Here is a 25,540-nt window from a genome sequence, read left to right as displayed (position 1 = left end):
GGGGTCCAGAAAAAGAAAGCGCGGCATCGCCGCGCCCTCTTTATGCCTCACTCCTGGGCAAATCAGTGCGTTAGAACTGACTGCCGAAGGTGAACTGGATGCGCTCTTCGTAGTGGCCGTCGTCCGACTGGGTACGCAGGGGCACCGCGAAGTTGATGATCAGCGGGCCGATCGGCGCCTGCCAGTGCAGCGAGACACCGGTCGAAACGCGTAGCGTGCTGGCCGTAAAGCTCGAGTAGGTCGGGTACACGTTGCCGACGTCGACGAACCACGACACGCGGGCGGTGTTGATGTCCTTGAGGAACGGCAGCGGCAGGTACAGCTCGGCCGTGCCCAACACCTTGAACGCGCCACCGACCGGCTGTGCGTAGCTGTAGACGCTGCCGGTACAGGTGCCATCGGGATTCGGCGTGATCGGTACCGTCTTGCCCTGGGCATTGACCGTCGTGCCTACGCACAGGCGGGGACCCAGGGTGTTGTCCTGGAAGCCGCGCACGTCGCGCACACCGCCCGAGTAGTAGTTCTCCCAGAACGGATAGGTCACCTTCTCGCCCGCCGTATAGGTGCTGCCACCATCATTCGGGAAGGTCTGGCCATAGGTCTGGCCATAACCCACCTGGCCATCCAGATAGAGCACGAAGCCCTTGCCCACCGGCCAATAGTGGTTCGCCTCACCGGCAATCTTGTAGTACTGCACGGTCGAGCCGGGCAGGGCGATATCGGTAGACAGCGAGATCAAGCCGCCGCGGGTCGGCGCCCAGTAACCATTGCGGGTGTCGTGGGTCCAGCCCACGGTCGCGTCCCAGGTGTGGATGGTCTCGTGACCAATCGCGTTCTGGTAGTCGATCAGCACCTGCGGCGAATAGTTCTCCGTCGCGGTGATCGGGTTGCCGTTCACGTCGGTGGTGAGGTACTGGTAGCTGAGGTTGATCTTGTTGCTGCTGATGCCCAGGCCGGTACGGATATTGTCCGTTTCCGAGATCGGGAAGCTCAGGAAGCTCGAGAACGACTTCACGCTGCTGGTGTAGTTCACGAACGTGGAGTTCGTGTCGCCGTAGTTCGACTTGCTGTAGCCGGCGTTATAGCCAATGCCGACGCCGCTGTCGGTGAGGTACGGGTTGAAGTAGTTCGCGTTGATGCTGGTCGAATAATCGCTGCGCGACGCGCCCACCGAGAAGCTGTCACCGGTGCCCAGGAAGTTGTTCTGCGACACCGACGCGGACAGGATGATGCCCGAGTACTGCGAATAGCCCACGCCGAACATCAGGCTGCCGGCGGACTGTTCTTCCACCTTCACCGTGAGGTCGACCTGGTCTTCGGTGCCCGGCACCAGCGCCTTGTCGATCGTGACCGTCTTGAAATAGCCCAGTCGCTGCAGGCGGATCTTGGAACGGTCGATGGCCGGCTGCGAGAACCAGCTGCCTTCCAGCTGGCGCATTTCGCGGCGCATCACATCGTCTTCCGTGCGGGTGTTGCCCTGGAAGTTGATGCGGCGAACATACACGCGCTTGCCTGGCTCGATGTAGAGCGTCAGGTCGACCGTGCGCTTGTCCTTGTCCAGCTTCGGTACCGGCGTCACCTTGGCGAACGCATAGCCGATGCCGGCAAGGATGTTCTTGATCGCGTTCGAGCTGGCTTCGATCGCCTTGCGGTTGAAGGTGTCGCCCTTCTTGACATACACGAGCTGGCGCAGCGAATCCTCGGGCAGGATCAGTTCGCCAAGCAGGTGCACGTCGGAAATCGTGTAGATATCGCCTTCCTTGATGCTGGCGGCGATGTACATCGAGCGCTTGTCGGGAGCGATGGTTACCTGGGTGGAGTCGACGCCGAAGTCGGCGTAGCCGCGATCCATGTAGTAGGACTGCAGTTTCTCCAGGTCACCGGAAAGCTTCTCGCGCGAGTACTGGTCGTCCTTGGAATACCAGGACAGCCAGTTCGGCGTATCCGATTCGAAACCCTTGCGGATCTCCTTGTCGGTGAACGCCGTGTTGCCGACGATATTGATTTCCTGGATCTTGGCGACCTTGCCTTCGCGGATCTCGATATCGATGGACACGCGATTGCGATCGAGGTTGGTCACGTGCGGATCAACCGACACGTTGTACTTGCCGCGGTTGTAGTACTGGCGGATCAGTTCCTGTTGCACGCGGTCCAGCGACAGGCGGTCGAAGGTCTCACCCTCGGACAGGCCGATTTCCTTCAGGCCCTTGCGCAGATCCTCTTCCTTGATGTCCTTGTTGCCGCGCAGGGTCAGCTTGGCGATCGAGGGACGCTCGACCACCTTGATGACCATGATGTCGCCTTCGCGGTCGACCTGGACGTCACTGAAGAACTTGGTCTGGTACAACGCACGGACTGCGCGCTGGGCACCGTCGTTGGTCAGGCGGTCGCCCTTGTTGATGGGCAGGTAGTTGAGCACCGTGCCGGTGGAAATGCGGCTGAGGCCATCGATACGGATGTCGGAAACGACGAACGGCTCGAATGCAAGAGCATTGGCGGACAGGGAGGCAAGCAGGATCAGGGCGGCGATACGCTTCATCGTCGATTCCGTTGGTTTATTCCGATGAGGCGGCCAAGACCGCCCCGATCAATGCGTGAAGCCGGGTAAAACCCAGCCTTGAAAGGGTGCTCGCATCTTCCCCAGATGCGCCGGGTAAACCACCGCGATGCCGTTGAGTCGCGCACGTGGAAGCGCGAAACGTCGGCACGCCATCACCCGCGGGCACTGCACGGCTTTTGCCACTAGCCGAGCGCGTCACGAGGGCAGGATGCGATGGATGTCGTTGTAGAAGGCCAACCCCATTAACGTGAATAGCAGGACCAGGCCGACATATTGGCCGGCCATCATCACACGCTCACTGACAGGGCTGCCCTTGACCAACTCAATAAGGTAATACAGCAGGTAACCGCCGTCCAAGACGGGGATCGGCAGCAGGTTGAGAATCGCAAGACTTAGCGACACCATGGCCAGGAAGCTCAGGAACCAGCCGGCCCCCATGCTTGCCGATGCGTTCGCGACCTGGGCGATGCCGATCACCCCGGACAGGTTCTTGGTCGAGGCCTGGCCGGTCAGCATCTTGCCGATCATGTTGAAGGTGGCGGCCGTGCTGCTCCAGGTGGTCTGCAGCGAAGCGCCCATGGCCTTCAGCGGCCCATAGCGGAGCACGGCCTGCTCCCGTTCAAGCGAAGACACGCCGATCACCCATTTGGGGGGATGGCCTTCCAGCGACTCCATGCGTGCCGTGATCGACAGCGGCAGGGTCTTGCCGGCGCGCTCGACCAGCACGTTCAAGGTCGGCGACTTGGCCGCTTCCTGCGGAATCAGCTCCTGGAAGTCCTCGTAGCCCGCGACGGCGTGTCCATTGATGCTGAGGATCCGGTCGCCCCCCTGCATGCCCGCCTGCTCGGCCGGCTTGCCCGGCAAAACCGTGGCGGCCACGGGCGGCAAAGGCGCCAGTTTCAGGCCCAGCTTGTCCAGGTATTGGCCGATATCCTCACCCGCGGGCAGCTGGTTGAGCGGAAGCACCAGCTGGCGCACCGAGCCATCCGCGCCTCGCACCTGCAGCGGCAACGGGTCGCGACCGAGCATGCCGTTGGCCACGGCATCCATGGAGTCGCTCCAGGTCGCCACCGGCTTGCCGTCCACGCTCAGGATGCGGTCGCCCGCGCGAATCCCGGCTTCGGCCGCCAGGCTCTGCGGCGCGGCCGTGACGACGGGTGCCATGTCGGGCTTGCCCAGCATGAACATGAACCAGAACGCGACCACGGTGAAGATCAGATTGAAGCCCGGGCCCGCGGCGACGATGGCGATGCGCTGCCACACCGGCTTGCTGGTGAATTCCTGGCCAGCCAGGGCGGGATCGACGTCACCTTCGCGCGCGTCGAGCATCTTCACGTAGCCGCCCAGCGGGATCATGGCCACCTGATACTCAGTGCCGTCGCGGCCGATGCGCTTCCAGATTGCCTTGCCGAAGCCCACGGAGAAACGCAGCACCTTGACGCCACAGCGCCGTGCTACCCAGTAGTGGCCAAATTCGTGAAAGGTGACCAGCACGCCGAGCGTGACCAGTAACCAGAACACCGAGCCAAAGAAAGGATTCATCAGTAAGAGCTTATCAGGCTTGTCAGCACAGGTTGCGGAGAATGCGTCGGGCGGCTTCACGGGCCGTCCGGTCGCGTTCATTCAGAGACTGGAGATCGACCACGGGTTCGGCCGGCAGTTCCGTAAGGACACTCTCGACCAGATCGGCGATCGCCAGGAAGGGCAGGCCGCCGGCCAGGAAGGCCTCGACCGCCACCTCGTTCGCGGCGTTGAGGATGGCCGGTGCGTCACCGCCGGCGCGCAGCGCCTGAAAGGCCAGCGCGAGGCAACGGAAGGTGGCCAGGTCGGGCTGCTCGAACGCCAGCGGTGCGCAGGAGGCGAGGTCTAGCGCGGGCACGCCCGCGCTGATGCGCTCCGGCCAGGCCAGTGCATGGGCGATGGCGGTGCGCATATCCGGGTTGCCCAGTTGCGCAAGCACCGAGCCATCGACGTAATCGACCAGCGAATGCACCAGGCTCTGGGGGTGCACCAGCACCTCGATGGCCTCAGCCGGGGCGCCAAACAGGTGATGCGCCTCGATGACTTCGAGACCCTTGTTCATCAAGGTGGCCGAATCGACTGAAATCTTGCGGCCCATGACCCAGTTGGGGTGTTTGCAGGCCTGCTCCGGCGTGACCCCGGCCAGTTCGGCGCGCGTGCGGCCGCGGAACGGTCCGCCCGAAGCGGTGAGGATCAGGCGCCGCACGCCGCTGCGCGCCAGCTCGGGGCGGCCGCCAGGCAGGCACTGAAAGATCGCGTTGTGCTCGGAATCGACCGGAATCAGCTCACCGCCACCGGCGGCCAGCGCCTCCAGCAGCAGCGGCCCTGCCATCACGATGGATTCCTTGTTGGCCAGCAGCAGGCGCTTGCCGGTCCGTGCGGCCGCAAGGGTCGAGTCGAGGCCGGCGGCGCCGACGATGGCGGCGACTACGGTATCGCACAGCGTGCCCGACGCGGCCGCCGTGATGGCGTCGTGGCCGCTGGCAATCTCACAGCGCACCCCGGACGCGGCCAGGCGACGCGCCAGCTCGCCCTCCAGGGCAGGGTCGGCGATCACGGCCAGGTCGGGCTGGTGCCGGGCGCATAGCTCCGCCAGCTCCGCGACATTGCTGTGCGCCGTAAGCACGCTGGCGCGGAAGCGCTCCGGATGGCGGGCGATCACGTCGAGCGTGCTGCCGCCGATCGAGCCGGTGGCACCAAGCACGGCGACCTTGCGCAAAACGGAGGCGTTCATAGGCTCAGCAGGAGCATGCCGGCCGCGAACACGGGCATGGCCGCGAACACGCTGTCGAGGCGGTCCAGCAGGCCCCCGTGGCCGGGGAACAGGCTGCCGGAGTCCTTCACCGCGGCATGCCGCTTCATCAGGCTTTCCAGCAGGTCGCCGACGATCGATGCGACCACGGTAATCACCGACAGCACCAGCAGGCCGGCCAGCTTGCCGTCATGCAGGCCCAGCAGCAAGCCGCCACCCAGCGCGACCAGGGCGCCGGCCACCAGGGCGCCATAGGCGCCAGCCCAGGTCTTGCCAGGGCTGATGGTGGGCGCGAGCTTGCGCCGGCCAAACTGGCGGCCGCTGAAATAGGCGCCGATGTCCGCGGCCCAGACGATGAACAGGGCGAGCAGGGTCCACCACTGGCCGCGGTCGCCCGAGCCGTGCACGGATACCACCGCCACCCATGCCGGCACGATCACCAGCAGTCCAGCGCCCAGCTTGATCAGACGGTTTTCGCGGGTCGGCGCGGCAGCGAAGGCAAAGTGACGCAACCATTGGCCCGTCAGCACCCACCACGCGACGCCTACACCGATCAGCAGCGGCCACCAGGCGCTATCGCGCACCCACCAGCACAGGGCCAGCAGCACGGCGGTAAGCGCGACCAGCGCGCCACGCAGGGTGGTGTCCTGAAAGCCGGAAAGGCTGGTCCATTCCCACATGGCGGCGAGAAAGGCGATGGCGACAATGGGAGCAAACAACCCATTCGGCGCCAGCAGGATCAGCAGGATCACCAACGGAGCGAGCAGCAGTGCGGTAAGGGTGCGCTGGAGCAGCATGTGGGTCCTTGGGTTATCGCTGGGCAACTTGCTCGCCGGTACGGCCGAAGCGGCGTTCACGGCGTGCATAGTCCTCGATGGCGCTGCGCAGGCAAGCCTGGTCGAAGTCGGGCCAGAGGGTATCGGTGAAATGTAGCTCAGCGTAAGCCAGTTGCCACAATAAGAAATTGCTGACGCGGCATTCGCCGCCGGTGCGGATGAACAGATCGAGCGGTGGCAGGTCGGCCAGGCTCATCCAGTGGCCGAGCAGGGCCTCGTCGATCTCTTCCGCACGCAGTTCGCCGCGCGCCACCGACTCGGCCGCCTTGCGTGCGGCCTGCACGATGTCCCAGCGGCCGCCGTAGTTCATCGCCACATTCAGATGCAGCGCATCATTGCCGGCCGTTCGCGCCATGGCGGCGGTCATGCGCTGGCGCATGCCGTTGTCGAACGCGCTGAGGTCGCCGACGAAACGCAGGCGCACCTCGTTGCTGTGCAGTTCGTCCACTTCCTTGTCCAGCGCGCGCAGGAACAGCTCCATCAGCGCGCCGACCTCTTCCTGCGGACGCTGCCAGTTCTCGCTGGAGAAAGCGAACAGCGTAAGTACCTTGACACCCTGGCGCAGGCAGCCCTCGACCACGTCACGGACCGCCTTGCGTCCAGCGTTATGGCCAAAAGTGCGTGGCCGGTGGCGGAGCTTCGCCCAGCGGCCGTTGCCATCCATCACGATGGCGATGTGGCGCGGTATTCGCGCAGGATCGGCGCTGCTGGTCATAGTGCAGGGCAATGGCGCTCAGAGCGCCATCAGCTCCTCTTCCTTGTGCTTCACGACGCTGTCGACATCCTTGACGAAGCGGTCGGTCAGCTTCTGGATCTCGTCCTCGGCCTTGCGCTCTTCGTCTTCGGTGATCTGCTTTTCCTTGAGCAGATCCTTGACCTGCTGCAGGGCATCGCGACGCACATTGCGGATCGCAACCTTCGCATTCTCGCCCTCGTGCGCCACGTGCTTGGCGAGCTCCTTGCGGCGCTCTTCCGTCAGCGGCGGCATGTTCAGGCGAATGACCACGCCAGCGGTGGTCGGCGTGATGCCGACATCCGAAGCCATGATGGCTTTTTCGATCGGCCCGATCAGGCTCTTCTCGAACGGGGTGATGATGATGGAGCGCGAGTCACCCAGCGCAATCGTGGCGACCTGATTCAGCGGCATGTCCGAGCCGTAGTAGGGCACCTTGATGCCCTCCACCAGCGCCGTACTGGCGCGGCCGGTGCGCAGGCGAGTCAGGTCGTGCTTGAGCGAGTCGATGCTCTTGCCCATGCGGGTCTGGGCATCGTTCTTGATGTCGTTAAGCATGGAAGTCACCCGGTATAGCGTGCAAGCCCGCGAGTATAGCAGGCAGGGTCGGCCCGGAAGCCGCGGTGGAACGGCTCCGGGTCAGGCCGGAGCCGCGTGGATCAGTCCTCGGAAACGAGCGTGCCGATGGCCTCGCCGCGCATGATGCGCATGAGGCTGCCGGCGACCGTCATGTCGTAGATGCGCAGCGGCATGCCGTGGTCGCGGCACAGGGCGATGGCTGCGGTATCCATCACCGCCAGCTTGCGTTCGATGACCTGGTCGTAGGTGAGATGGTCGTAGCGGGTGGCGTCGGCGTGACGTGCGGGGTCGGCGGTGTAGACGCCATCGACCTTGGTCGCCTTGAGCAGCAGGTTCGCGCCCACTTCCACCGCGCGCAGTGCGGCAGCCGAGTCCGTGGTGAAGAACGGGTTGCCGGTGCCGGCGGCGAACAGCACGATGCGACCCTTCTCGATATGGCGGATCGCGCGACGACGGATGTAGTCCTCGGCGACGTCGTGGATCGGGATCGCGCTCATCACGCGGGCGAAGCCACCGCGGCGCTCGATCGCGTCCTGCATGGCCAGCGCATTCATCACCGTGGCCAGCATGCCCATGTGGTCGCCGGTGACGCGATCCATGCCGGCCGCGGCGAGGCCGGCGCCGCGGAAAATATTGCCGCCGCCGATGACCACGCCGATCTGGATGCCCGCCTTCTGTACTTCGATGATTTCGTCGGCGAGGCGGCCGATCACTTTCGGGTCGATGCCGTAGTCGGCCTCGCCCATCAGGGCTTCACCGGAGAGCTTGAGCAGGATACGACGATAGTTAAGCTGAGCGCTCATGGGGTCTCCGGATTGTGTGGGGCAAAACGCACGCATTGTAACGACAGCGACGCGAACGGGTAAGAGTTTTATGCCGTCACGGGGCGGGTGGCCCGGTCCTGGTTCGAGCTCGGCGTCCGCCCCGGAGGTGGGCTGGCATCCGGCGTGGGGAGGGTAGGTCGGGAACGGCTCTCAAAAAGCAGAAAAGCCGCGGTTTCCCGCGGCTTTTCCGGGCCCGACAACGGCGAGGTCCTTAGACCTGCATCGCCTTCGCCACTTCGGCCAGGTAGTCTTCCTGCACCTTCTCGATGCCTTCGCCTACGACCAGACGGGCCACGGCAACCACCTCAGCGCCTTCCTTCTTGAGGGCGTCGCCGACGGTGACATTGGTGTCCAGCACGTACGGCTGGCCGACCAGGGTCACTTCCGAGACGATCTTGTTGATCTTGCCGGAGATGATCTTTTCCAGGATCTCGGCCGGCTTGGCCTTGTCCTTGTCGGTCATCTGGCTCAGCGCGATGTCCTTTTCCTTCGCGATGAACTCGGCCGGAACGTCCTCGGCCTTGATGTGCGGCGGGTTCATGGCTGCCACGTGCATGGCGATGCCCTTGGCCAGCTCTTCCGAGCCGCCCTTGAGCGCCACGATCACGCCAATCTTGCCGCCGTGCGAGTAGGTGGCCAGGGGGCCATCGTTCGCGATGCGGGCAACGCGGCGCACTTCGATCTTCTCGCCGATGGTGGCGGTCTGGGCCTTGGCGGCGGACTCGACGTTGTCGGCGCCCGGGAAGGCGGCGGCCTTGGCGGCGTCAATGTCGCCAGCGCCGGAAGCCAGCACGGCTGCGGCCACTTCGTTGGTGAACTGAATGAAATTCGGCGCCTTGGCGACGAAATCGGTTTCGCTGTTCACTTCGACCAGCACGGCCTGGCCGTTGGCCTGGGCGGTGGCGACGCGGCCTTCGGCGGCCACGCGGTCAGCCTTCTTGTCGGCCTTGGCCAGGCCGGTCTTGCGCAGGTATTCGACAGCGGCTTCGATGTCGCCATTGTTCTCGACCAGCGCCTTCTTGCAATCCATCATGCCGGCGCCCGAACGCTCACGCAGTTCGCTAACCAGTTTTGCGGTAATGGCAGTCATCTGGGTTCCTCAAAAATCTTTGATGCGCCCCGACCCATGAGGGTCGGGGCGGGGCAGGCTTACTCGCCGTCGGACGACGACTCGTCGCCACGACCGCGGCCACGGCCGCCGTCACGACGCGGCGCACCGGCGCCCTTCTTGGCCGGACCACGGTTGTCGCGGCGCGGCGGAGCGGCCTTGCGCTCGTCCTTGGCAACCGGGTTGCCTTCCTCGTCCAGCTCGACGAACTCGTTGGCGTCGCCCTGGGCGGCGGCCGGCGCAGCGGCCTTGCCTTCCAGGATCGAGTCGGCAGCGGCGCGGGCGTACAGCTGGATGGCGCGGATGGCGTCGTCGTTGCCCGGGATGGCGTAGTCGACCAGTTCCGGGTTGTAGTTGGTGTCGACCACGGCGATGACCGGGATGCCGAGCTTCTTGGCTTCCTGCACGGCGATGTCTTCGTGGCCGATATCGATGATGAACAGCGCGTCCGGCAGACGGTTCATGTCCTTGATGCCGCCCAGCGAGTTCTCGAGCTTGTCGCGCTCACGGCGACGGGCCAGCACTTCGTGCTTGACCAGCTTTTCGAAGCTGCCGTCGGTCTCGGCGGCTTCCAGCTCCTTCAAGCGGGCAACCGACTGCTTGACGGTGCGGAAGTTGGTCAGCATGCCGCCGAGCCAGCGGGCGGTGACGAAGGGCATGCCGGCGCGTGCGGCTTCCTCGGCCAACGGCTCACGAGCGGAGCGCTTGGTGCCGACGAACAGCACGGTGCCGCGCTTCTGCGCGATCGCCGACAGGAAGTTCATCGCGTCGGTGAACAGCGGCAGGGTCTTCTCGAGGTTGATGATGTGGATCTTGCCGCGCGCACCAAAGATGTACGGGGCCATCTTCGGGTTCCAGTAACGGGTCTGGTGACCGAAATGCACGCCAGCTTCGAGCATCTGACGCATGGTGACTTGAGCCATGGTGTAACTCCAATTGCTAAGGGCTTGAAGAGCCCGGGGGTTGGGACCTCCACGCATCCCCGACTTCGACCGCGGTAGCCTGTTGTCTGTAAAGGCGAACCGAGGCACCCCGAAGGCGGTGCCGACACGTGTGTGGCGTTTGGTAGTCCATTCAAGGACTTGGGAGCTTGCGCCGCAGCGCGGTTACAATCTCCCTCGCATTGCGACGTCATGTGGGAACCGTAGAGACGGGCACATGGGGTCAGCAAAACTTCGAAATTGTAGCCGGTAAGCCGGCGTAGCGGCAAGTCGCCGGCATGCATCGCTTGAATGCGGCCGGTTCGACGCCATGTGAGCGGAACTATGGCAGTTACATTGAAAACCCCCGAAGACATCCAGGGCATGCGCGTGGCCGGGCAGCTGGCCGCCGAAGTGCTGGCCATGCTCAAGGAGCACGTCAAGCCTGGCGTCACCACCGAAGACCTGGACCGGCTCGCCTACGAGCACATCGTCAAGGTGCAGAAGGCGACCCCCGCCAACGTCGGCTACAACGGCTTCCCGAAGACCTTGTGCACCTCGGTCAACCACGTGATCTGCCACGGCATTCCCAGCCCGGGCAAGCTGCTGAAGGACGGCGACATCATCAATCTCGATGTCACCGTCATCAAGGATGGCTGGCACGGCGATACCAGCCGCATGTACTTCGTCGGCACGCCGTCGGTACTGGCCAAGCGCCTGGTCGACACCACCTACGAGGCGATGATGCAGGGCATCCAGGCCGTGCGCCCGGGCGCGACGCTCGGCGACATCGGTCACGCCATCCAGAAGCATGCCGAAGCGGCCGGATTCTCGGTAGTGCGCGAGTATTGCGGCCATGGCATCGGCAAGGTCTATCACGACGAGCCGCAGGTGCTGCACTACGGGCGTCCGAGCACCGGCCTGGAGTTGAAAAAGGGCATGACCTTCACGGTCGAGCCGATGATCAATGCGGGCAAGCCGCAGACCAAGCAGCTGCCGGACGGCTGGACGGTGGTCACCAAGGACCATTCGCTGTCGGCGCAGTGGGAGCACACCATTGCGGTGACCGACGATGGGTTCGAGATCCTGACCCCTTGGCCTGACGCGCCCTGAGCTGAATAGGGTCGCTTCGGCGACCCTTCTCTGCTCCCTCTCCCCGCCGGGGAGAGGGTTGGGGTGAGGGGCCACGCTGGCGTTACCGTTTCAATGGTGCCGGCTTATCTTGTTTGCCCCAGCGTCGCCGCTCGCTAGCGTCCAATCGGCCGCTGGCTACCTTGAGTTTATTCCCGCAGGGAATTCCAATCACCGCCGCATCGATCCTGCGTCCCGCCCCCATGCGTGGCAGACTTGCTGAACCGCCTCACGCGCACCGAGCCCATGCCTGTCGCCCCGATCGTGTTGCCTCCGTTGCCTCGCCTGCCGGCGGCGGTGCCGCGTTCGGGCGTGTCATCGGATGCACGTCGCGCATTGCGGCAATTGCTGGGTGACGTCGATCGCGCCCTGGCCACGGCGTTTCGCGATGGCGCCGATGCCAGCGCACTGGCGCGGCGGCGTAGCGAATCGGTGCAGCGCATCGTCGCCCACGTGTGGAGTGCATGCCTGGGCGAGGTCTCCGGCGCGGCCTTGTTTGCCGTCGGTGGCTTTGGCCGCGGCTTGTTGTTTCCCTATTCGGACGTGGATTTGCTGGCCCTGGTGGGGCCGTCCGACCCGGCGCGCCTGCGTGCGCTGGAACAGTGCTTCGCCACCTTGTGGGATATCGGGCTGAAAGTGGGGCATGCGGTGCGTGATCTGCCGCAATGCCGCGCGCTGGCGGCCAACGACGCGAGCGTATTCACCAGCCTGCTGGATGCCCGGCGACTGGTCGGTGACCCGGCGTTGGAAGAGAGCATCACCGCCATCACCACCGATCCGGCGTTGTGGCCGCCTGCCGCGTACCTGGCGGTGCGTCTGGCCGAGCGCGATGCGCGCCATGCGCGCTACAACGATACGGCGTACAACCTCGAGCCCAACCTCAAGGATGGCCCTGGCGGCCTGCGTACACTCGATGCCTTGCGCTGGCTGGGTCGTCGCCTGGCGCATGCGGACGACTTCGATGACATGGTCGGCGAAGGGCTGCTCGACCCCGCGGAAAAGAACACGCTCGAGCAGGCCGAGGCAACGCTGCGCCATTACCGTTTTGCCCTGCATCTTGAGGCGGGACGCGCCGAAGAGCGCCTGCTATTCGACTACCAGCGTGCGCTCGCCACGCGGCTCGGCTTCGAGGACGAACACGAGAAGAACCTCGGCGTCGAGCAATTCATGCAGGGCTACTACCGCGCCGCCAGCCAGGTGGAGCGCCTGGGCGTGCAGATCGCCGAGCGCTTCGAGGAAATGCTCGAGCCGCCAAGCGCCGCGCAGGCGGTCGGCGAGGATTTCATCCGCTACGGCAAGCGCCTTGCGGTGCGCGATCCGGACCTGTTCATGCGCCGCCCCGCCGCCCTGGTAGAGGCCTTCATCGTGCGACTGGGGGAGCAGGGCATCGTCGGCTTCACGGCGGACACGATGCGCCGTATTCACCAGGCCACCGCGGCGCTGGAACGCTCGCTCGCCGACGATGCGGATGTGCTGGCGGCGTTCCTGCGCCTGCTTCGACTGGGAGCTCCCGCGGTGGAGGCGTTGTGGCGCATGAACCGCCATGGCCTGCTTGCGGCCATCCTGCCCGCGTTCGGCACGGTGTTCGGTCGCATGCAGTACGACCTGTTCCATGTCTACACAGTGGACGAGCACACGCTGCGCGTGCTGCGCAATGTGGCCCGCTTCGCCGATCCGGCTGCGGCGGCGGAGTTTCCCATTGCCTGCGAGATATGGCCCACGCTAGCCCAGCCGGAGCTGTTGCTGCTCGCCGCGCTGTTCCATGACATCGCCAAGGGACGAGGTGGCGATCACTCCGTGCTTGGCGAAGAAGAGGCGCTTGCCTTCGGGCGGCGGCTCGGCTTGCCCGAGGCCGACACGCAATTGGTCGCCTGGCTGGTGCGCTGGCACCTGCTGATGAGCACGACGGCGCAGCGGCAGGACATTACCGATCCGGACGTGGTGCAGCGCTTCGCCGAGACCGTCGACACCAGCGAGCGGCTGGACCTGCTCTATCTGCTGACCATCGCCGACATCATCGGCACCAGCCCGAAGCTGTGGAATGGATGGAAGGACCGCCTGCTGGCGGACCTCTATACCGCCACACGCTATGCGCTGGGCAGCGAGGATGAGTTACCGCCGGACGCGGCGGCGCGGGTGCGCGCCTGTCGCGAACAGGCCCTGACGCTGCTGGAAGGCGAGGGCTTCACGGCCGATGCGTGCATGCGCGTGTGGCGTGGCTTTCCCGAGTCGAGCTTCCTGCGTCACCACCCTGAGCAGATTGCCTGGCAGACCGCAGCCGTATTGCAGGCGAAAGGCGCCACGCCGCTGGTGGCGGTTCATCCCCAGTCGATCCGCGGCACCACGGAGCTGTTTGTCTACGTACCTGATCGCGATGGTCTGTTTGCTGCAGTGACGGCGATGCTCGATCGCCTGCATTTGTCGGTGATGGAGGCGCGCATTCTCAGTTCGCCCACGGGCATGGCGCTGGACACGTTCCTGTTGCTGGAGTCCGACACGCAGCAGCCGGCCAGCGCCGAGCGCGCGGAAGAATTGAAGCAGCGACTGCATCGTGCATTGTCCCAGCCGGGGCACGTACATCAGCCGTCGCGGCGGAGCATGTCCCGCCACCTCAAGCATTTCCAGGCAGCGCCGAAGATCGCGTTCAGCACGGTCGGCGGCCGCACGCGCCTGGCCCTGGTATGCAGTGACAGGCCCGGCCTGCTGGCGGCGGTGGCGCAGGCGATGACGGATGCCGGCGTGCGCGTGCATGACGCGCGCATCGCCACGTTTGGCGAGCGCGTGGAAGACTTCTTCCTGATCACCGACCGTCACGATGCGCCACTCGATATCGCGCAGCAGGATCGTTTGCTGCAAGCGCTACTGGAAAGACTGGGTACGGCCAAGCGCGCCTAGCCAGCGCGGCGCGCCGGCGGCGTGAGCAGGGCGTGAGCAGCGTTGCTGGCACGTGGAATCCACGGCCCTTGCTCGTTTCTCGAAGGCCGCAGGGCGGTTACCATGCACGGGTATCCCCTTGCCAGCGAACGCCCATGCAAAGCATCGAAACCCTTATCAACGACGCCTTTGAGCGCCGCAACGCACTGACCCAGGCCGAGATCGATACGCATCTGCGTCCGGCCGTGGAGCAGGTGATCGACCTGCTGGAGTCCGGTGAACGTCGCGTCGCCGAGCCCGATGGCAACGGCGGCTGGACGGTGAATCAGTGGATCAAGAAGGCCGTGCTGCTGTACTTCCGCCTCAATGGCAACCAGGTCGTCGATGGCGGCCCGGCGCTGGCGTTCGACAAGGTGCCGCTGCGTTTTGCCCATGGCAATGATGCCGAGCTGCAGGGCCTGGGTGCGCGCGTCGTGCCGGGCGCCCTGGTCCGTCGTGGCGCGCACGTGGCCAGGGACGCGGTGCTGATGCCGAGCTACGTCAACATTGGCGCCTACGTGGGGGCCGGCACCATGGTCGACACCTGGGCCACGGTGGGTTCGTGCGCGCAGATCGGTGCAGGCGTGCATCTATCCGGTGGCGTCGGCATCGGCGGCGTGCTGGAGCCGCTGCAGGCCAATCCAACCATCATCGAGGACAACTGCTTCATCGGTGCGCGTTCGGAAGTCGTCGAAGGCGTGATCGTGGAGAAGGGCAGCGTCATCGGCATGGGCGTATTCCTCGGGCAGTCGACGCGGATCTACAACCGAGCCACGGGCGAGGTGAGCTATGGCCGCGTGCCGGCGGGCAGCGTGGTGGTGGCCGGCAGCCTGCCGTCCAAGGACGGCACGCACAGCCTGTACGCCGCGATCATCGTCAAGCAGGTGGACGAGAAGACGCGCAGCAAGACTGGTATCAACGAACTGCTGCGCCTGGGCGAGTGATGGAGTCGCCAGTGCCGCCGCTGCCCAGCGTGATTCGACGTCGTGCTTATGCACTGGCGTTGCTGGGCGCGGTGTTGCTGGTACTGGCCCTGGTGTTGCCGCCCGTGGCGCAGCCGCAGGACTATCACGATTTCGCCGACAAGCGCGCCTGGCTCGGCATGCCCAACTTCGGCAATGTCGCCTCCAATATCGCGTTCCTGCTGGCCGGCCTGGCGGGTCTGGCGGTCATGCGTACGCCCGCCGTGCGTGCCATGGGGGCGGCGTCGCGGTATGGCTATGACCTGATGTTCCTGGGCCTTTTGCTCACGGCTTTCGGTTCCAGCTATTACCACTGGGCGCCGTCGGATGCGCGGCTGGTATGGGACCGCCTGCCGATGACGGTGGTCTTCATGCCCTTGCTCGCGGCGACCTTCGCTGAGCGGCTTAACTGGCGCTCGCTGCTGCCCTTGCTGGCGCTGACCCTGCTTGGCATGGGCAGCGTGGTGTATTGGAAGTTCAGCGGTAACTTCTTGCCCTACCTGATGGCGCAGGCCGGTGCGATCCTGTTGATCCTGCTGGCGCTGGCGTGGTTGCCGACGCCCTGGACCGGGCGCCGGCTGATGATCCCCGCCCTGGTCTGCTATGCCTTCGCCTTTGTCTGTGAAAGACTCGATGGTGAGATCTTCCAACTGACCGGTGGCATCGTCAGCGGACATACCATCAAGCATCTGGGTGCGGCGGCGGCGTTCTATTTCATCTGGCGCATGTTGAAGCAGCAGCGCCTGAAAACGGATTCCAATCCATGACAGTTCTCACGCTCTATGGCCTGCCCAATTGCGATACCTGCAAGAAGGCACGCAACTGGCTCAATCGCTTCGAGGTGGCACACGCTTTCGTCGACTATCGCGCTCAACCGGTGCCCGCGGCGACACTGAAAGAGTGGGCGCAACATCTGGGCGGCTGGGAGAAGCTGGTCAACAAGTCTTCCACCACCTGGCGCAACCTGCTGCCGCAGCGCAAGAACCCTGGCAGTGACCCGGAGTGGACGCTGTTGCTCAAGGAGTATCCCGCGTTGATCCGCCGCCCGGTGGTGCAGCAAGGCGATGGTGCGGTCAGCGTGGGCTTTACCGATAACGGCTTCAAGAAACTGTTCGGCAAGTGAGATGAGCAGGCCACGTTCGCCACGCCACTATCGCAGCAACCTGCGCATCGAGCGCGACAATGCCGCGCTTTATGATCGCCTGGCCGAGCTGGCCGGCGACGAACGTCTGCGCCGTGCCTATGGCCGCATTGCCGATGGCGAACGCGCCAATGCGTTGTTCTGGGAAGATCGGCTTAAGCAGATCGGCGCCGAAGTGCTCGCGCCGCGTATCGGCGTGCGTGTCCATGTGCTGACCTGGTTCGCGCGCCGATTCGGCACCGAGTTCGTGATGCCCACGGTGGTTCGGCTCGAACATGCCGATCATCTGCCCACACCGGTGGATCGCAGTGGTTATCGCGATCACTTTCTGGAGCCGCAGGCGCCGACGACGCGCAGTGGGCGTCATCGCACGCAAAGCGGCAATACCCTGCGCGCGGCGGTGCTCGGCGCAAACGACGGACTTGTTTCCAACGGCAGCCTGGTGATGGGCATGGCCGGTGCTGCCTCCGGGGACCATGCGATCCTGCTTGCCGGTTTTGCCGGGCTGGTGGCGGGCGCCTGTTCGATGGCGCTGGGCGAGTGGCTGTCGGTAAACAGCTCCCGCGAGTTTTATCAGGCGCAAATTTCCGCACGTGCCGAACGCCTGGCGGTGGCGCCGGAAGACGGCACGCGCAGCCTGGCGGGTATCTATCGCGAGAAAGGCCTGGAGCCAAAGACCGCCGAGGCCCTGGCCGAACATCTCACGGAGCGTCCGCGGACTGCACTCGACACGCTGGTACGCGAGGACCTGGGCATCGACCCTGAGGAACTGGGTGGTTCTGCCTACGGCGCGGCGATTTCCTCGTTCTGCCTGTTTGCGCTCGGCGCGCTGTTTCCGGTAGCGCCGTATCTGTTCCTGAGCGGCCGCGCCGCTTTCCTGGCGTGCATCGCCTCGACGCTTGCCGGCCTCGCACTGATTGGCATGGGCACGGCCTTGTTCACTGGCCGGAGCATGTTGTTCTCGATTGCGCGGCAACTGGCGATCACGGTCGCGGCAGCGGGCGTCACCTACGCCGTAGGCCACTTCCTGGGCGTGGCGCTTACCGGATGAAGAGTGCGCAGCCTATGTTTGCGTGCAGCGCGACGCGCGGCTCGCGCGTCGTTTATTTGTTTGAGGGAAACCCATGTCTGCCGTCTTCGATCTCACCTGTGAGCTGATTCGTCGTCGTTCGGTGACGCCCGACGATGCCGGTTGCCAGCAGCTGCTGGGTGATCGGCTGGCGGCCGCAGGTTTCCAGGTAGAGCATCTGCGCGTCGGCGAAGTCGACAACCTGTGGGCCACGCATGGCCATGGTGGTCCGCTGCTGGTCTTTCTGGGGCATACCGACGTGGTGCCCACGGGACCCGTCGAACAATGGGCGAGCGATCCTTTCGATCCGGTCGTGCGCGATGGCCATCTCTATGGCCGTGGCACGGCCGACATGAAAGGTTCGGTAGCCGCCATGACGGTGGCGCTGGAATCCTTCGTCAAGGCGCACCCGGCCCACCGTGGCCGCGTCGGCTTGCTGCTCACCAGTGACGAGGAAGGTCCGACCAATCTCGATGGCGTGCGCCGGGTGGCCGAGCATTTTCGCAGCACCGGCGAGCGCATCGACTGGTGCGTGGTGGGTGAGCCTTCGTCAAAGGCTCGACTCGGTGACCTGATTCGCGTCGGACGCCGCGGCTCATTGTCGGGCACGCTAACCGTGCGCGGCGTGCAAGGGCATGTGGCTTATCCCGAGAAAGCAAAGAATCCGATTCACGCCTTTGCGCCGGCGCTGGCCGAACTCGCGGCCGAGCGCTGGGATGAGGGCAACCAGGATTTCCCGCCCACCTCGTTCCAGGTATCCAATCTCAATGCCGGTACCGGCGCGAACAATGTCATTCCCGGCACGCTGACCGCGCTGATCAATTTTCGCTATAGCACGGCCAGCAGCGCCGCGGACCTGCGCACTCGCACCGAGACCTTGCTCGATAAACATGGCCTTGACTGGCAGATCGAATGGTCGCTCTCCGGCGAGCCGTTCCTCACGCCGCCGGGCGGCGCCGTGCGCGAAGCCGTCGTCGCCGTTTGCCGTGAACTGTGCGGCATCGAACCGGAGGAAAGCACCGGCGGCGGCACCTCCGATGGCCGCTTTATCGCGCCGCTGGGTGCCGAGGTGGTCGAACTCGGTCCGGTCAACGCCACCATCCACAAGGTGGATGAATGTGTCGCGGTGGCCGACCTGGAAAGGCTTCCGTCGCTTTATCAGGCCGTGTGCGAACGATTGCTGGGTTGAAGAGCGGATGCTCGCGACAACGTTACATCCGAGCTTTGTCCCGCTGCTCAGATAACCACGACATCGCCCACGCTTTAAGTCCTTTGCGCCTTGGCGCGTTGCGGTGTAGCCGCTGTGTGTCGGCCGTGGGCAGCCACCTATCCGGTTGGCCACACCCGTTAGGCTCGCATTCAACGTAATGCTACGAGCTCTTCAGGCCATTTTCTTTGGGTTACTTTCTTTTGGGCCAGCAAAAGAAAAGTGACTCGGCTGCCGGCAGGCAGTCGAAACGCCCGCTGCGTAAGCGGCACGCTGGCGATAGCGCTCGGTTATCGCGTGACCGCGAGCACCCGCCCCCCATCCCAACCTTCTCCCCGAAGGGGAGAAGGAGCAAAACTCGCGCACTGCGTCCCCCGGAGATTTCTTTCCGTCGAAGCTACGATGCGATAGGCGCCAACGTCAGCGTGTGCTGATCAGGTCCCGGCAACAGCGGCGTGGGGCGCCCGTTGACCCAGTCCTCCTGGCCGGCACCGTGAAACGGCGACAACGGATTGTCGCTCTGGCCGCCGGGCATGTGCAGGATGCTTTGCGCCTCATGGCCAGGCATGGCGTCCAGCCGCTCCGACGCGCCGAAGCCAGGTTGGGCAACGCGCGGCATATTGTTGTCGCCGGGCAGCGCCTCATCGGGCATGTCGAGCATGCGACCGATGAACGAGGGGAGCGCGCGCGACAGCGGATGACGGATGGCGGTGCGATTGATCTCGCCCCAGTTGCGTGCGGCCAGGCCGCCCGGCTGTTTGCCGAGCTCGTCGATCACCTGGTGCGCAGCATCCTGCAACAGCGCATTCCAGTTGTCGTACTTGGGATCGAGCAGATGGGCGGGGCGATCGCGCAGCAAGGCCCATACGGCAGCCTCGGCGTCGATCATGCCGGGCCAGCTGAAATCGTCGTGATGCTGCTTTACCTGGGCCACGAACGGCGCCAGCACGTTCTCCTTCACCTTGTCGCGGAAGGCACGCACCAGGCGGTAGTCCACGCTTTCCGGCGCGGCGCGGCCGGTCCAGGTGGCGGTGAGCTGGCGCAACTGCTCCAGTTCGGGGTCATGTGTGCTGGCCAGGGTGTCCTGCAGCAGGCGTTGCCAGCGGGTGAGCAACAGCGCGCGGTTGTCGAGCTGCACGTCGAGCAGGTTGCCCGGCGTAAAGCTGTTGCGCGCGCGCAGGTCGTCGCGAATCTGTTGCGCGCGGGCGCCGAGGTCGTGGCCGCCATTGCCGAGCAGGTCGAGCTCGGCACCATCCACCGTGCGGTTGTTGGCCGTCCATAGGCGACCGTCCGCGGGATCTTCGATGCGTGGATATTGCGACGGCTCGACCCAGCCCACCCAGCCCGTATCGGGTGCCGACCAGTCGGACGGCACCTGCGGATCGAAGCCCTTGCGCAGCGGCATGCTGTTGCCGGTGACGGTCCAGCCGATATGGCCAGCACTGTCGGCCGCCAGCAGGTTCTGCGGCGGCATGCCGAAAGTCGGCGCAAGGTCGAGCGCGGCGTGCGCGCTATCGGTGTGCTCCAACTGCATCACATTGACGTTGTAGCCACGCGGGCGATCGCCGATCCAGGCCAGGGCCAAGGGCGTGCCGTCGGTGTCCGTGCCCATGATCGGGCCCCAGCGCGTGTCCTCCACCTTCAGCGTATGGCTCGGCGCGTCCTTGATGCGGATGACTTCGTCGTGCGCCTCGATCGTGGCCCAACCCTCAGGCACCTTGTAGCGGGTCGCGTCGCTCGGGTCGCGCTGCACGCGCACCCAGTCCAGCCAGTCGCCATAGCTATTGGTGAAACCCCAGGCGACCTGGCCATTGGAGCCCACCACCAGCGCGGGTGTGCCGGGCAGGGTAAGGCCACTGGCATCGCGTTGGCCGCCAGGTGCACTGGGGTCGGGGTAACGCAGGCGCGTGCGCAACCAGATATTGGGTACGCGCAGACTCAGGTGCATGTCGTTGGCGAGGATGGCCGAACCGTTCTCGGTGAGGCTGCCGGCGACGGCGAAGCTGTTGCTGCCAGGCCGCGCTTCATCGAGGGCGGGTAGCAGGGCTGCGGTCAGCGCGCTGCTGTCGCCCTTGGTCGCGGACGGCGCTTGGCGCAGGTCGAATACGTCGGCAGCGGGGATCACTGGCGGGCGCGAGAGGTCACCCTGCAGCGGCGCTTCCCAGTCCGGATCGGGCGACAGCAGGAAGTCCGCCAGCGGGGCGGGCAACACCGAGCGCAATTCGGCGATATGCAGTTCGCGCTCATTGCGACCGTCGCCGTTGAGGTCCAGGTACATCGCCGCGATGACCAGGAAGCTATCTTCCGGACGCCAGGCCTGCGGCTTGGCGTTCAGCAACAAGTACTCCCACGGCTTCACGTGGAGATCGGCAAGGCCGGCGTTGACACCGGCGGCGTAAACGTCAAGCGTGTGCTTCTGCGCGGCGTCGAGCTGGGCATAGGCGGCTTCGGCCACGCTGCGCAGGCGATGGCGGCGATGGTTGAGATCGGTATCCAGCGCTTTGCTGCCCACCAGTTCGGAGAGTTCACCTGCAGGCAGGCGACGCATCAGGTCCATCGCGAAGAAACGTTCCTGCGCATGCACATAGCCCAGTGCATAGCTGAGGTCGTCGCGATGCTGTCCTTGCAGGGTAGCCGTGCCCAGCGCATCGCGGCTGATCGACACGGCATCCTGGAGTCCGCGCAGATGCACCTCGCCATCGAGCCGCGCGCGGCTGCCGGCAAGCAGGAACCAGCCGGTGGCAAAGATGCCGATCAGCAGGATCAGCAAGGTTCCGATCAAATAACGTAGCCAGCGGAAGCGTCGTGGTTTGGTCATGGCGCGCGTCAGTCGGTCCGTTGGTGAGGGTGGAAGATCAAGACCGACAGCATGCGTGCGTCGGCGTCAAAGCGTCGGTTGGGCAAACACCGCGAAAATGCCGGCGTAGGGCTTCACCATGAACGTGGGCGCACCGGCATAGCCTTCGCCCTCCACGTAGACCTGCGAAATCGTGCCGTCCAGGTACAAGGCATCGCGACAGCCTAGCTCGTCCTTGAACAGCCGTGCGAAGGTGTGGAAATTCACCGGTGCTTCGCTTACCGCAAAGACCACGTCATGCGGCGTCTTGGCGCAGACGCCGCTGCGCCATTTCAGGCTCGCAGAGTCGTCGATGAACTGATAGTTGATCTTGCCATCGATCACCAGCATCGGGCCGGACTGGCTGGCCCATCGCACTGGCTTGTTGTCGGCCTTGAAATCGGCGCTGGTACGCACGGCGGCATGGCCGTCGGGGTAGATCGCGAACACCCCATTGGGCAGCAGCGAGAAGTTGCCCGAGGACGGATTGCCATGGGCGAGATTCAACGGCACCAAGGTCTTGCCGTTCTCCACGAACAGGCCTAGCGGTGCGAACTGACGGTCATAGATGCCGGCATTGGCGGCGAACAGCATGCGCCTGCCGTGCGACATGCCCCATTGGCGCAAGGTGTTGATGTTGGCGTAGGGCTCGCCGCTGTCCGGGTCCTTCCAGTGCAGGCTCAGCGACTCGCGCTTGATGTCGATGCTGACCACGCGGAAATTCTGCCCTTCGAAGACGCGCTCGCTGCCATCAACGGCCTGCGTCTGCCGCGCACAACCGGCCACGCTGCCGCATAGCACCAGCAGTGCGAGCAGCTGGCCGGCCACGCGGCGATGGAATGGACGTCGGTTGGAGGACGTGTGCATACCCCTGATGGTCGCCGGCCCAGCCCGATTCGTGCAAGGCCTAAGCAAGCGAAGCATGGGCACAGGCTCTAAACTGGCGCTTTCCCAACACCTGGCAGCCCCATGCCTTATATGCCTATCGTCGCCACGCTTGGCTACGTGCTGTCGCCCGATCGACGGCAAGTGCTGATGATCCACCGCAACGCGCGCCAGGACGACCAGCACCTGGGCAAATACAACGGCCTGGGCGGCAAGATGGAAGCGGTCGAGGACATTGCCGCCTGCATGCGCCGCGAGATCCTGGAGGAGGCTGGCATCGTCTGCGAGTCGATGACCATGCGCGGCACGCTCAACTGGCCGGGCTTCGGCAAGCAAGGCGAAGACTGGCTTGGCTTCATCTTCGTCATCGACAGCTTCAGCGGCACGCCGCTGACCAGCAATCCCGAAGGCACGCTGGAGTGGGTGCCGCTCAACCGCCTGATGGAATTGCCCATGTGGGAGGGTGACAGGCACTTCCTGCCGCTGGTGTTCGACGATGACCCGCGCCCCTTCCACGGTGTGATGCCATACCGGGATGGGCGCATGCAGTCGTGGTCATTCTCGCGCTTGTGAGTGGGTCGGCTGGCGCGCGCCAGCTCCTTCTCTTTCTCCTTCTCCCCTCCGGGGAGAAGGCTGGGATGAGGGGCGGGTGCTCGCGGTAGCGCGACAACTGAGCGCCGAGCTTCTTGCTCCTTCTCCCCTTTGGGGAGAAGGCTGGGATGAGGGGTGGGTGCTCGCGATGACGCGTTGACCGAGCGATATCGCCAGCTTGCCGCTTACGCAGCGGGCGTTTCGACTGCCTGCCGGCAGCCGAGTCACTTTTCTTTGCTGGCCCAAAGAAAAGTAACCCAAAGAAATGGCCCCTAGAGCTGGTAGCACTCCGTTGGATAGAAGCGTTGGAAGGTCTGGGCAAGCAACTAGCTGACGGCCCAAGGCCGCTACACAGCGGCTACACCGCAACGCGCCACAGCGGTGAGGACTTAAAGCAGGTCCGGCCGACGGTCGATACGCCCGTGCTATTCCGACTCTCACAGGACCACACCGCCACCCACGCTTTGAGCCCTCTGCGCCTCGGCGCGTTGCGGTGTAGCCGCTGTGTAGCGGCCGTGGGCCGCCACCTATCCGGCTGGCCGCGCCCGTCAGGCTCGCATCCCACGCAATGCTATGAGCTCTTCAGGCCATTTTCTTTGGGTTACTTTTCTTTTGGGCCAGCAAAAGAAAAGTGACCCGGACCGCGGCAGCGGTTCGGAACGCCCGCTGCGTAAGCGGCAAGCTGGCCATGGCGCTCGATTGTCGCGTCAAAGGCGAGCACCCGCCCCTCATCCCAACCTTCTCCCCGGACGGGAGAAGGGGGTAGAGCTCTCCCGCGAAGGAGCGCAGAGAGGGGCGAGGTGGACTACGGCGCCCGCCGAACGGCCACCACCGCATTGAGCCCGCCGAATGCAAACGAGTTGCTGATCGCCACGTCGACCTTCATGGCACGCGCCTCGTTCGGCACGTAATCCAGGTCGCAGGCCGGATCGGGGCCCAGGTAATTGAGCGTGGGTGGCACGATGCCATCACGGATCGCACCGACAGCCCCGATCAGCTCCAAGGCGCCGGCCGCGCCAAGCGCGTGGCCGTGCATGGGCTTGGTCGAGGACACCACCAGTTCGCGCGCGTGTGCGCCGAATACGCGATGGATCGCGCGCGTCTCGGTGCTGTCATTGGCGACGGTGCCGGTGCCGTGCGCGTTGATATAGTCCACGTCTTCAGGCGACAGCCCACCATCACGCAGGGCGAGGTTCATCGCCGCGGCGGCGCCGATTTCGGAGGGGGCGGCAATATCGCCCGCGTCCGAACTCATGCCGGTGCCGACCAGCTCGCACAGGATGTTCGCCCCGCGCGCCTGCGCCGATTCGAGCGTTTCCAACACGTACATGCCCGCGCCTTCGCCCAGCACCAGGCCGCGACGGCCAGCGCTGAACGGGCGACAAGTATCGGGCGACAGTACGCGCATGGCTTCCCACGCGCGCAGCGTGCCCAGCGTGATGCAGGCTTCGGTGCCGCCAACTACCGCGGCATCGACCAGGCCGGCACGGATCATCATGGCAGCCTGGGCGAAGGCATGATTCGACGAGGCACAGGCGGTGGCCACTACGAAGGCAGGTCCGGTGATGCCATGCACCATGCTCACCTGGCTGGCTGCCGCATTCGTCATCAAGCGCACGATGCTCAGCGGATGGAAGCGGCCCTGGTGTTCGCCGTAAAGGCGTTCATACATCCCATCGCGCGTCGTCTCGCCGCCGACGCCGGTGCCGATCACCACCGCGGTCCGCGCGGCAGATTCACCGGCGAAACTGATGCCGGACTGGCGGATCGCTTCATTCGCCGCAATCAGCGCGTACTCGCTGAAGGGGTCGAGCATGGCGCGGCGCGCCTCATCGAAAAAGTTCGCCGGGTCGTAGTCGCTGATCTCGGCGGCAATGCCACCGTTGCGCAGCTCACCGGGCTTGATGTGGTGGATGGGACCGATGCCGGACCGGCCCTCGGTCATCGCCTTCCAGGTGGAAGGCGCGTCATGGCCGAGTGCGCAAATCGCACCCATGCCGGTGATGACGATGCGGCGCATGGCTTATTCGCTGGCAGGCTTCTGTGCGAGCTGACGCTCGATGGCTTCGACGAGATGGCCGACCGTGCCGTTCTCGAGGTCGGTGTCTTCGTTGGGAAGATTGATATTGAAATGCTCTTCGATATCGAAGATCACCTCGATGGCGTCCAGTGAAGCAATGCCCAGATCTTTCAAGGTGGATTGCGGGGTGATCGTTGCGATATCGATCTTCGCCTGCTTTGCAATGATGTCGAACGTGTCCTGCTGAACTGTGCTCATGTGTACTTTCCTGGATTCCATGGCGCCGAGGTCTAGCAGCATCGGATCGATGCCCTTTCCCAAGCCTGACGAACCGTCAGGGTAATGTCCAGAATCCCGACGCGCAAAAACCGGTAAGTCCATCCTGCACAGGGTGCCTTTCGCGAACCTTATACGGCACCCGGTCTGCCTGTATTGGGGGTGGGGATCGTATG

The 25,540-nt window shown here is 64.7% G+C and carries 21 protein-coding genes; 8 read left to right on the top strand and 13 right to left on the bottom strand.

The features are described from left to right. Window positions 1-70 precede the first annotated feature (70 nt). From bamA to rpsB, 9 genes are all read right to left on the bottom strand, one after another. Window positions 71-2,539: an outer membrane protein assembly factor BamA gene (gene bamA, locus OUZ49_RS17580; RefSeq protein ID WP_266151911.1), complete on the bottom strand. Its 2,469-nt coding sequence runs from the start codon at window positions 2,537-2,539 to the stop codon at window positions 71-73. A 216-nt stretch (window positions 2,540-2,755) separates the two neighbouring features. Continuing rightward, window positions 2,756-4,102 (bottom strand): RIP metalloprotease RseP, encoded by a 1,347-nt coding sequence (gene rseP, locus OUZ49_RS17575; RefSeq protein ID WP_266151910.1) that lies wholly within the window; start codon window positions 4,100-4,102, stop codon window positions 2,756-2,758. Window positions 4,103-4,124: 22 nt separating this feature from the next. Continuing rightward, window positions 4,125-5,315 carry a 1-deoxy-D-xylulose-5-phosphate reductoisomerase gene (locus OUZ49_RS17570; RefSeq protein WP_266151909.1) on the bottom strand — a complete coding sequence of 397 codons (1,191 nt, stop codon included), beginning with the start codon at window positions 5,313-5,315 and terminating at the stop codon, window positions 4,125-4,127. Then, complete coding sequence (locus OUZ49_RS17565; protein WP_266151908.1) at window positions 5,312-6,130, bottom strand: phosphatidate cytidylyltransferase; 819 nt, start codon at window positions 6,128-6,130, stop codon at window positions 5,312-5,314. Before OUZ49_RS17565 ends, OUZ49_RS17570 begins: the two co-directional genes overlap by 4 nt. A 13-nt stretch (window positions 6,131-6,143) precedes the next feature. After that, window positions 6,144-6,884, bottom strand: coding sequence for a polyprenyl diphosphate synthase (gene uppS, locus OUZ49_RS17560; RefSeq protein ID WP_266151907.1), 741 nt, complete (start codon window positions 6,882-6,884; stop codon window positions 6,144-6,146). A gap of 18 nt (window positions 6,885-6,902) precedes the next feature. Next, window positions 6,903-7,460: a ribosome recycling factor gene (frr, locus tag OUZ49_RS17555; RefSeq protein ID WP_266151906.1), complete on the bottom strand. Its 558-nt coding sequence runs from the start codon at window positions 7,458-7,460 to the stop codon at window positions 6,903-6,905. 101 nt (window positions 7,461-7,561) lie between these two features. After that, the gene (pyrH, locus tag OUZ49_RS17550) at window positions 7,562-8,284 is read right to left on the bottom strand and encodes a UMP kinase (protein ID WP_266151905.1); all 723 of its coding nucleotides are present in this window, start codon (window positions 8,282-8,284) and stop codon (window positions 7,562-7,564) included. A 232-nt stretch (window positions 8,285-8,516) separates the two neighbouring features. Next, window positions 8,517-9,395, bottom strand: a complete 879-nt coding sequence (tsf, locus tag OUZ49_RS17545) for a translation elongation factor Ts (protein WP_266151904.1) — start codon at window positions 9,393-9,395, stop codon at window positions 8,517-8,519. Between the two features lie 59 nt (window positions 9,396-9,454). Next, window positions 9,455-10,336: a 30S ribosomal protein S2 gene (gene rpsB, locus OUZ49_RS17540; RefSeq protein ID WP_266151903.1), complete on the bottom strand. Its 882-nt coding sequence runs from the start codon at window positions 10,334-10,336 to the stop codon at window positions 9,455-9,457. Window positions 10,337-10,678: 342 nt separating this feature from the next. Between rpsB and map the strand changes: the two genes are divergently transcribed. From map to dapE, 7 genes are all read left to right on the top strand, one after another. Further along, on the top strand, window positions 10,679-11,446 hold the full coding sequence (map, locus tag OUZ49_RS17535) for a type I methionyl aminopeptidase (protein WP_266151902.1): 768 nt from the start codon (window positions 10,679-10,681) through the stop codon (window positions 11,444-11,446). 264 nt (window positions 11,447-11,710) lie between these two features. Further along, on the top strand, window positions 11,711-14,359 hold the full coding sequence (gene glnD, locus OUZ49_RS17530; RefSeq protein ID WP_266151901.1) for a [protein-PII] uridylyltransferase: 2,649 nt from the start codon (window positions 11,711-11,713) through the stop codon (window positions 14,357-14,359). A gap of 32 nt (window positions 14,360-14,391) precedes the next feature. Further along, window positions 14,392-15,321, top strand: a complete 930-nt coding sequence (gene dapD / locus OUZ49_RS17525) for a 2,3,4,5-tetrahydropyridine-2,6-dicarboxylate N-succinyltransferase (RefSeq protein WP_380004544.1) — start codon at window positions 14,392-14,394, stop codon at window positions 15,319-15,321. Between the two features lie 11 nt (window positions 15,322-15,332). After that, window positions 15,333-16,106, top strand: a complete 774-nt coding sequence (locus tag OUZ49_RS17520; protein ID WP_266151899.1) for a hypothetical protein — start codon at window positions 15,333-15,335, stop codon at window positions 16,104-16,106. Next, window positions 16,103-16,462, top strand: a complete 360-nt coding sequence (locus OUZ49_RS17515; protein WP_266151898.1) for a Spx/MgsR family RNA polymerase-binding regulatory protein — start codon at window positions 16,103-16,105, stop codon at window positions 16,460-16,462. Before OUZ49_RS17520 ends, OUZ49_RS17515 begins: the two co-directional genes overlap by 4 nt. A gap of 1 nt (window position 16,463) precedes the next feature. After that, entirely contained in the window at window positions 16,464-17,531 is a 1,068-nt protein-coding gene (locus tag OUZ49_RS17510; RefSeq protein WP_266151897.1) for a VIT1/CCC1 transporter family protein, read from the top strand. A 73-nt stretch (window positions 17,532-17,604) separates the two neighbouring features. Next, complete coding sequence (gene dapE / locus OUZ49_RS17505; protein WP_266151896.1) at window positions 17,605-18,738, top strand: succinyl-diaminopimelate desuccinylase; 1,134 nt, start codon at window positions 17,605-17,607, stop codon at window positions 18,736-18,738. A 415-nt stretch (window positions 18,739-19,153) separates the two neighbouring features. Here dapE and OUZ49_RS17500 read toward each other — a convergent pair whose 3' ends face one another. Continuing rightward, a complete protein-coding gene (locus OUZ49_RS17500) occupies window positions 19,154-21,574 on the bottom strand; it encodes a penicillin acylase family protein (protein ID WP_266151895.1) in 2,421 nt (806 codons plus the stop codon). Window positions 21,575-21,640: 66 nt separating this feature from the next. Beyond that, window positions 21,641-22,459: a phosphodiester glycosidase family protein gene (locus OUZ49_RS17495; RefSeq protein WP_266151894.1), complete on the bottom strand. Its 819-nt coding sequence runs from the start codon at window positions 22,457-22,459 to the stop codon at window positions 21,641-21,643. A 102-nt stretch (window positions 22,460-22,561) separates the two neighbouring features. Between OUZ49_RS17495 and OUZ49_RS17490 the strand changes: the two genes are divergently transcribed. Beyond that, window positions 22,562-23,050 (top strand): NUDIX hydrolase, encoded by a 489-nt coding sequence (locus OUZ49_RS17490; RefSeq protein WP_266151893.1) that lies wholly within the window; start codon window positions 22,562-22,564, stop codon window positions 23,048-23,050. A gap of 823 nt (window positions 23,051-23,873) precedes the next feature. Here OUZ49_RS17490 and OUZ49_RS17485 read toward each other — a convergent pair. After that, a complete protein-coding gene (locus tag OUZ49_RS17485; protein ID WP_266151892.1) occupies window positions 23,874-25,088 on the bottom strand; it encodes a beta-ketoacyl-[acyl-carrier-protein] synthase family protein in 1,215 nt (404 codons plus the stop codon). 3 nt (window positions 25,089-25,091) lie between these two features. Next, a complete protein-coding gene (locus OUZ49_RS17480; protein WP_266151891.1) occupies window positions 25,092-25,346 on the bottom strand; it encodes an acyl carrier protein in 255 nt (84 codons plus the stop codon). Window positions 25,347-25,540: the final 194 nt, after the last annotated feature.

Origin of the sequence: Dyella halodurans, from assembly GCF_026283925.1 — a bacterium.
Lineage (GTDB): Bacteria > Pseudomonadota > Gammaproteobacteria > Xanthomonadales > Rhodanobacteraceae > Dyella > Dyella halodurans.
This window is presented reverse-complemented; position numbering and strand designations above follow the sequence as displayed.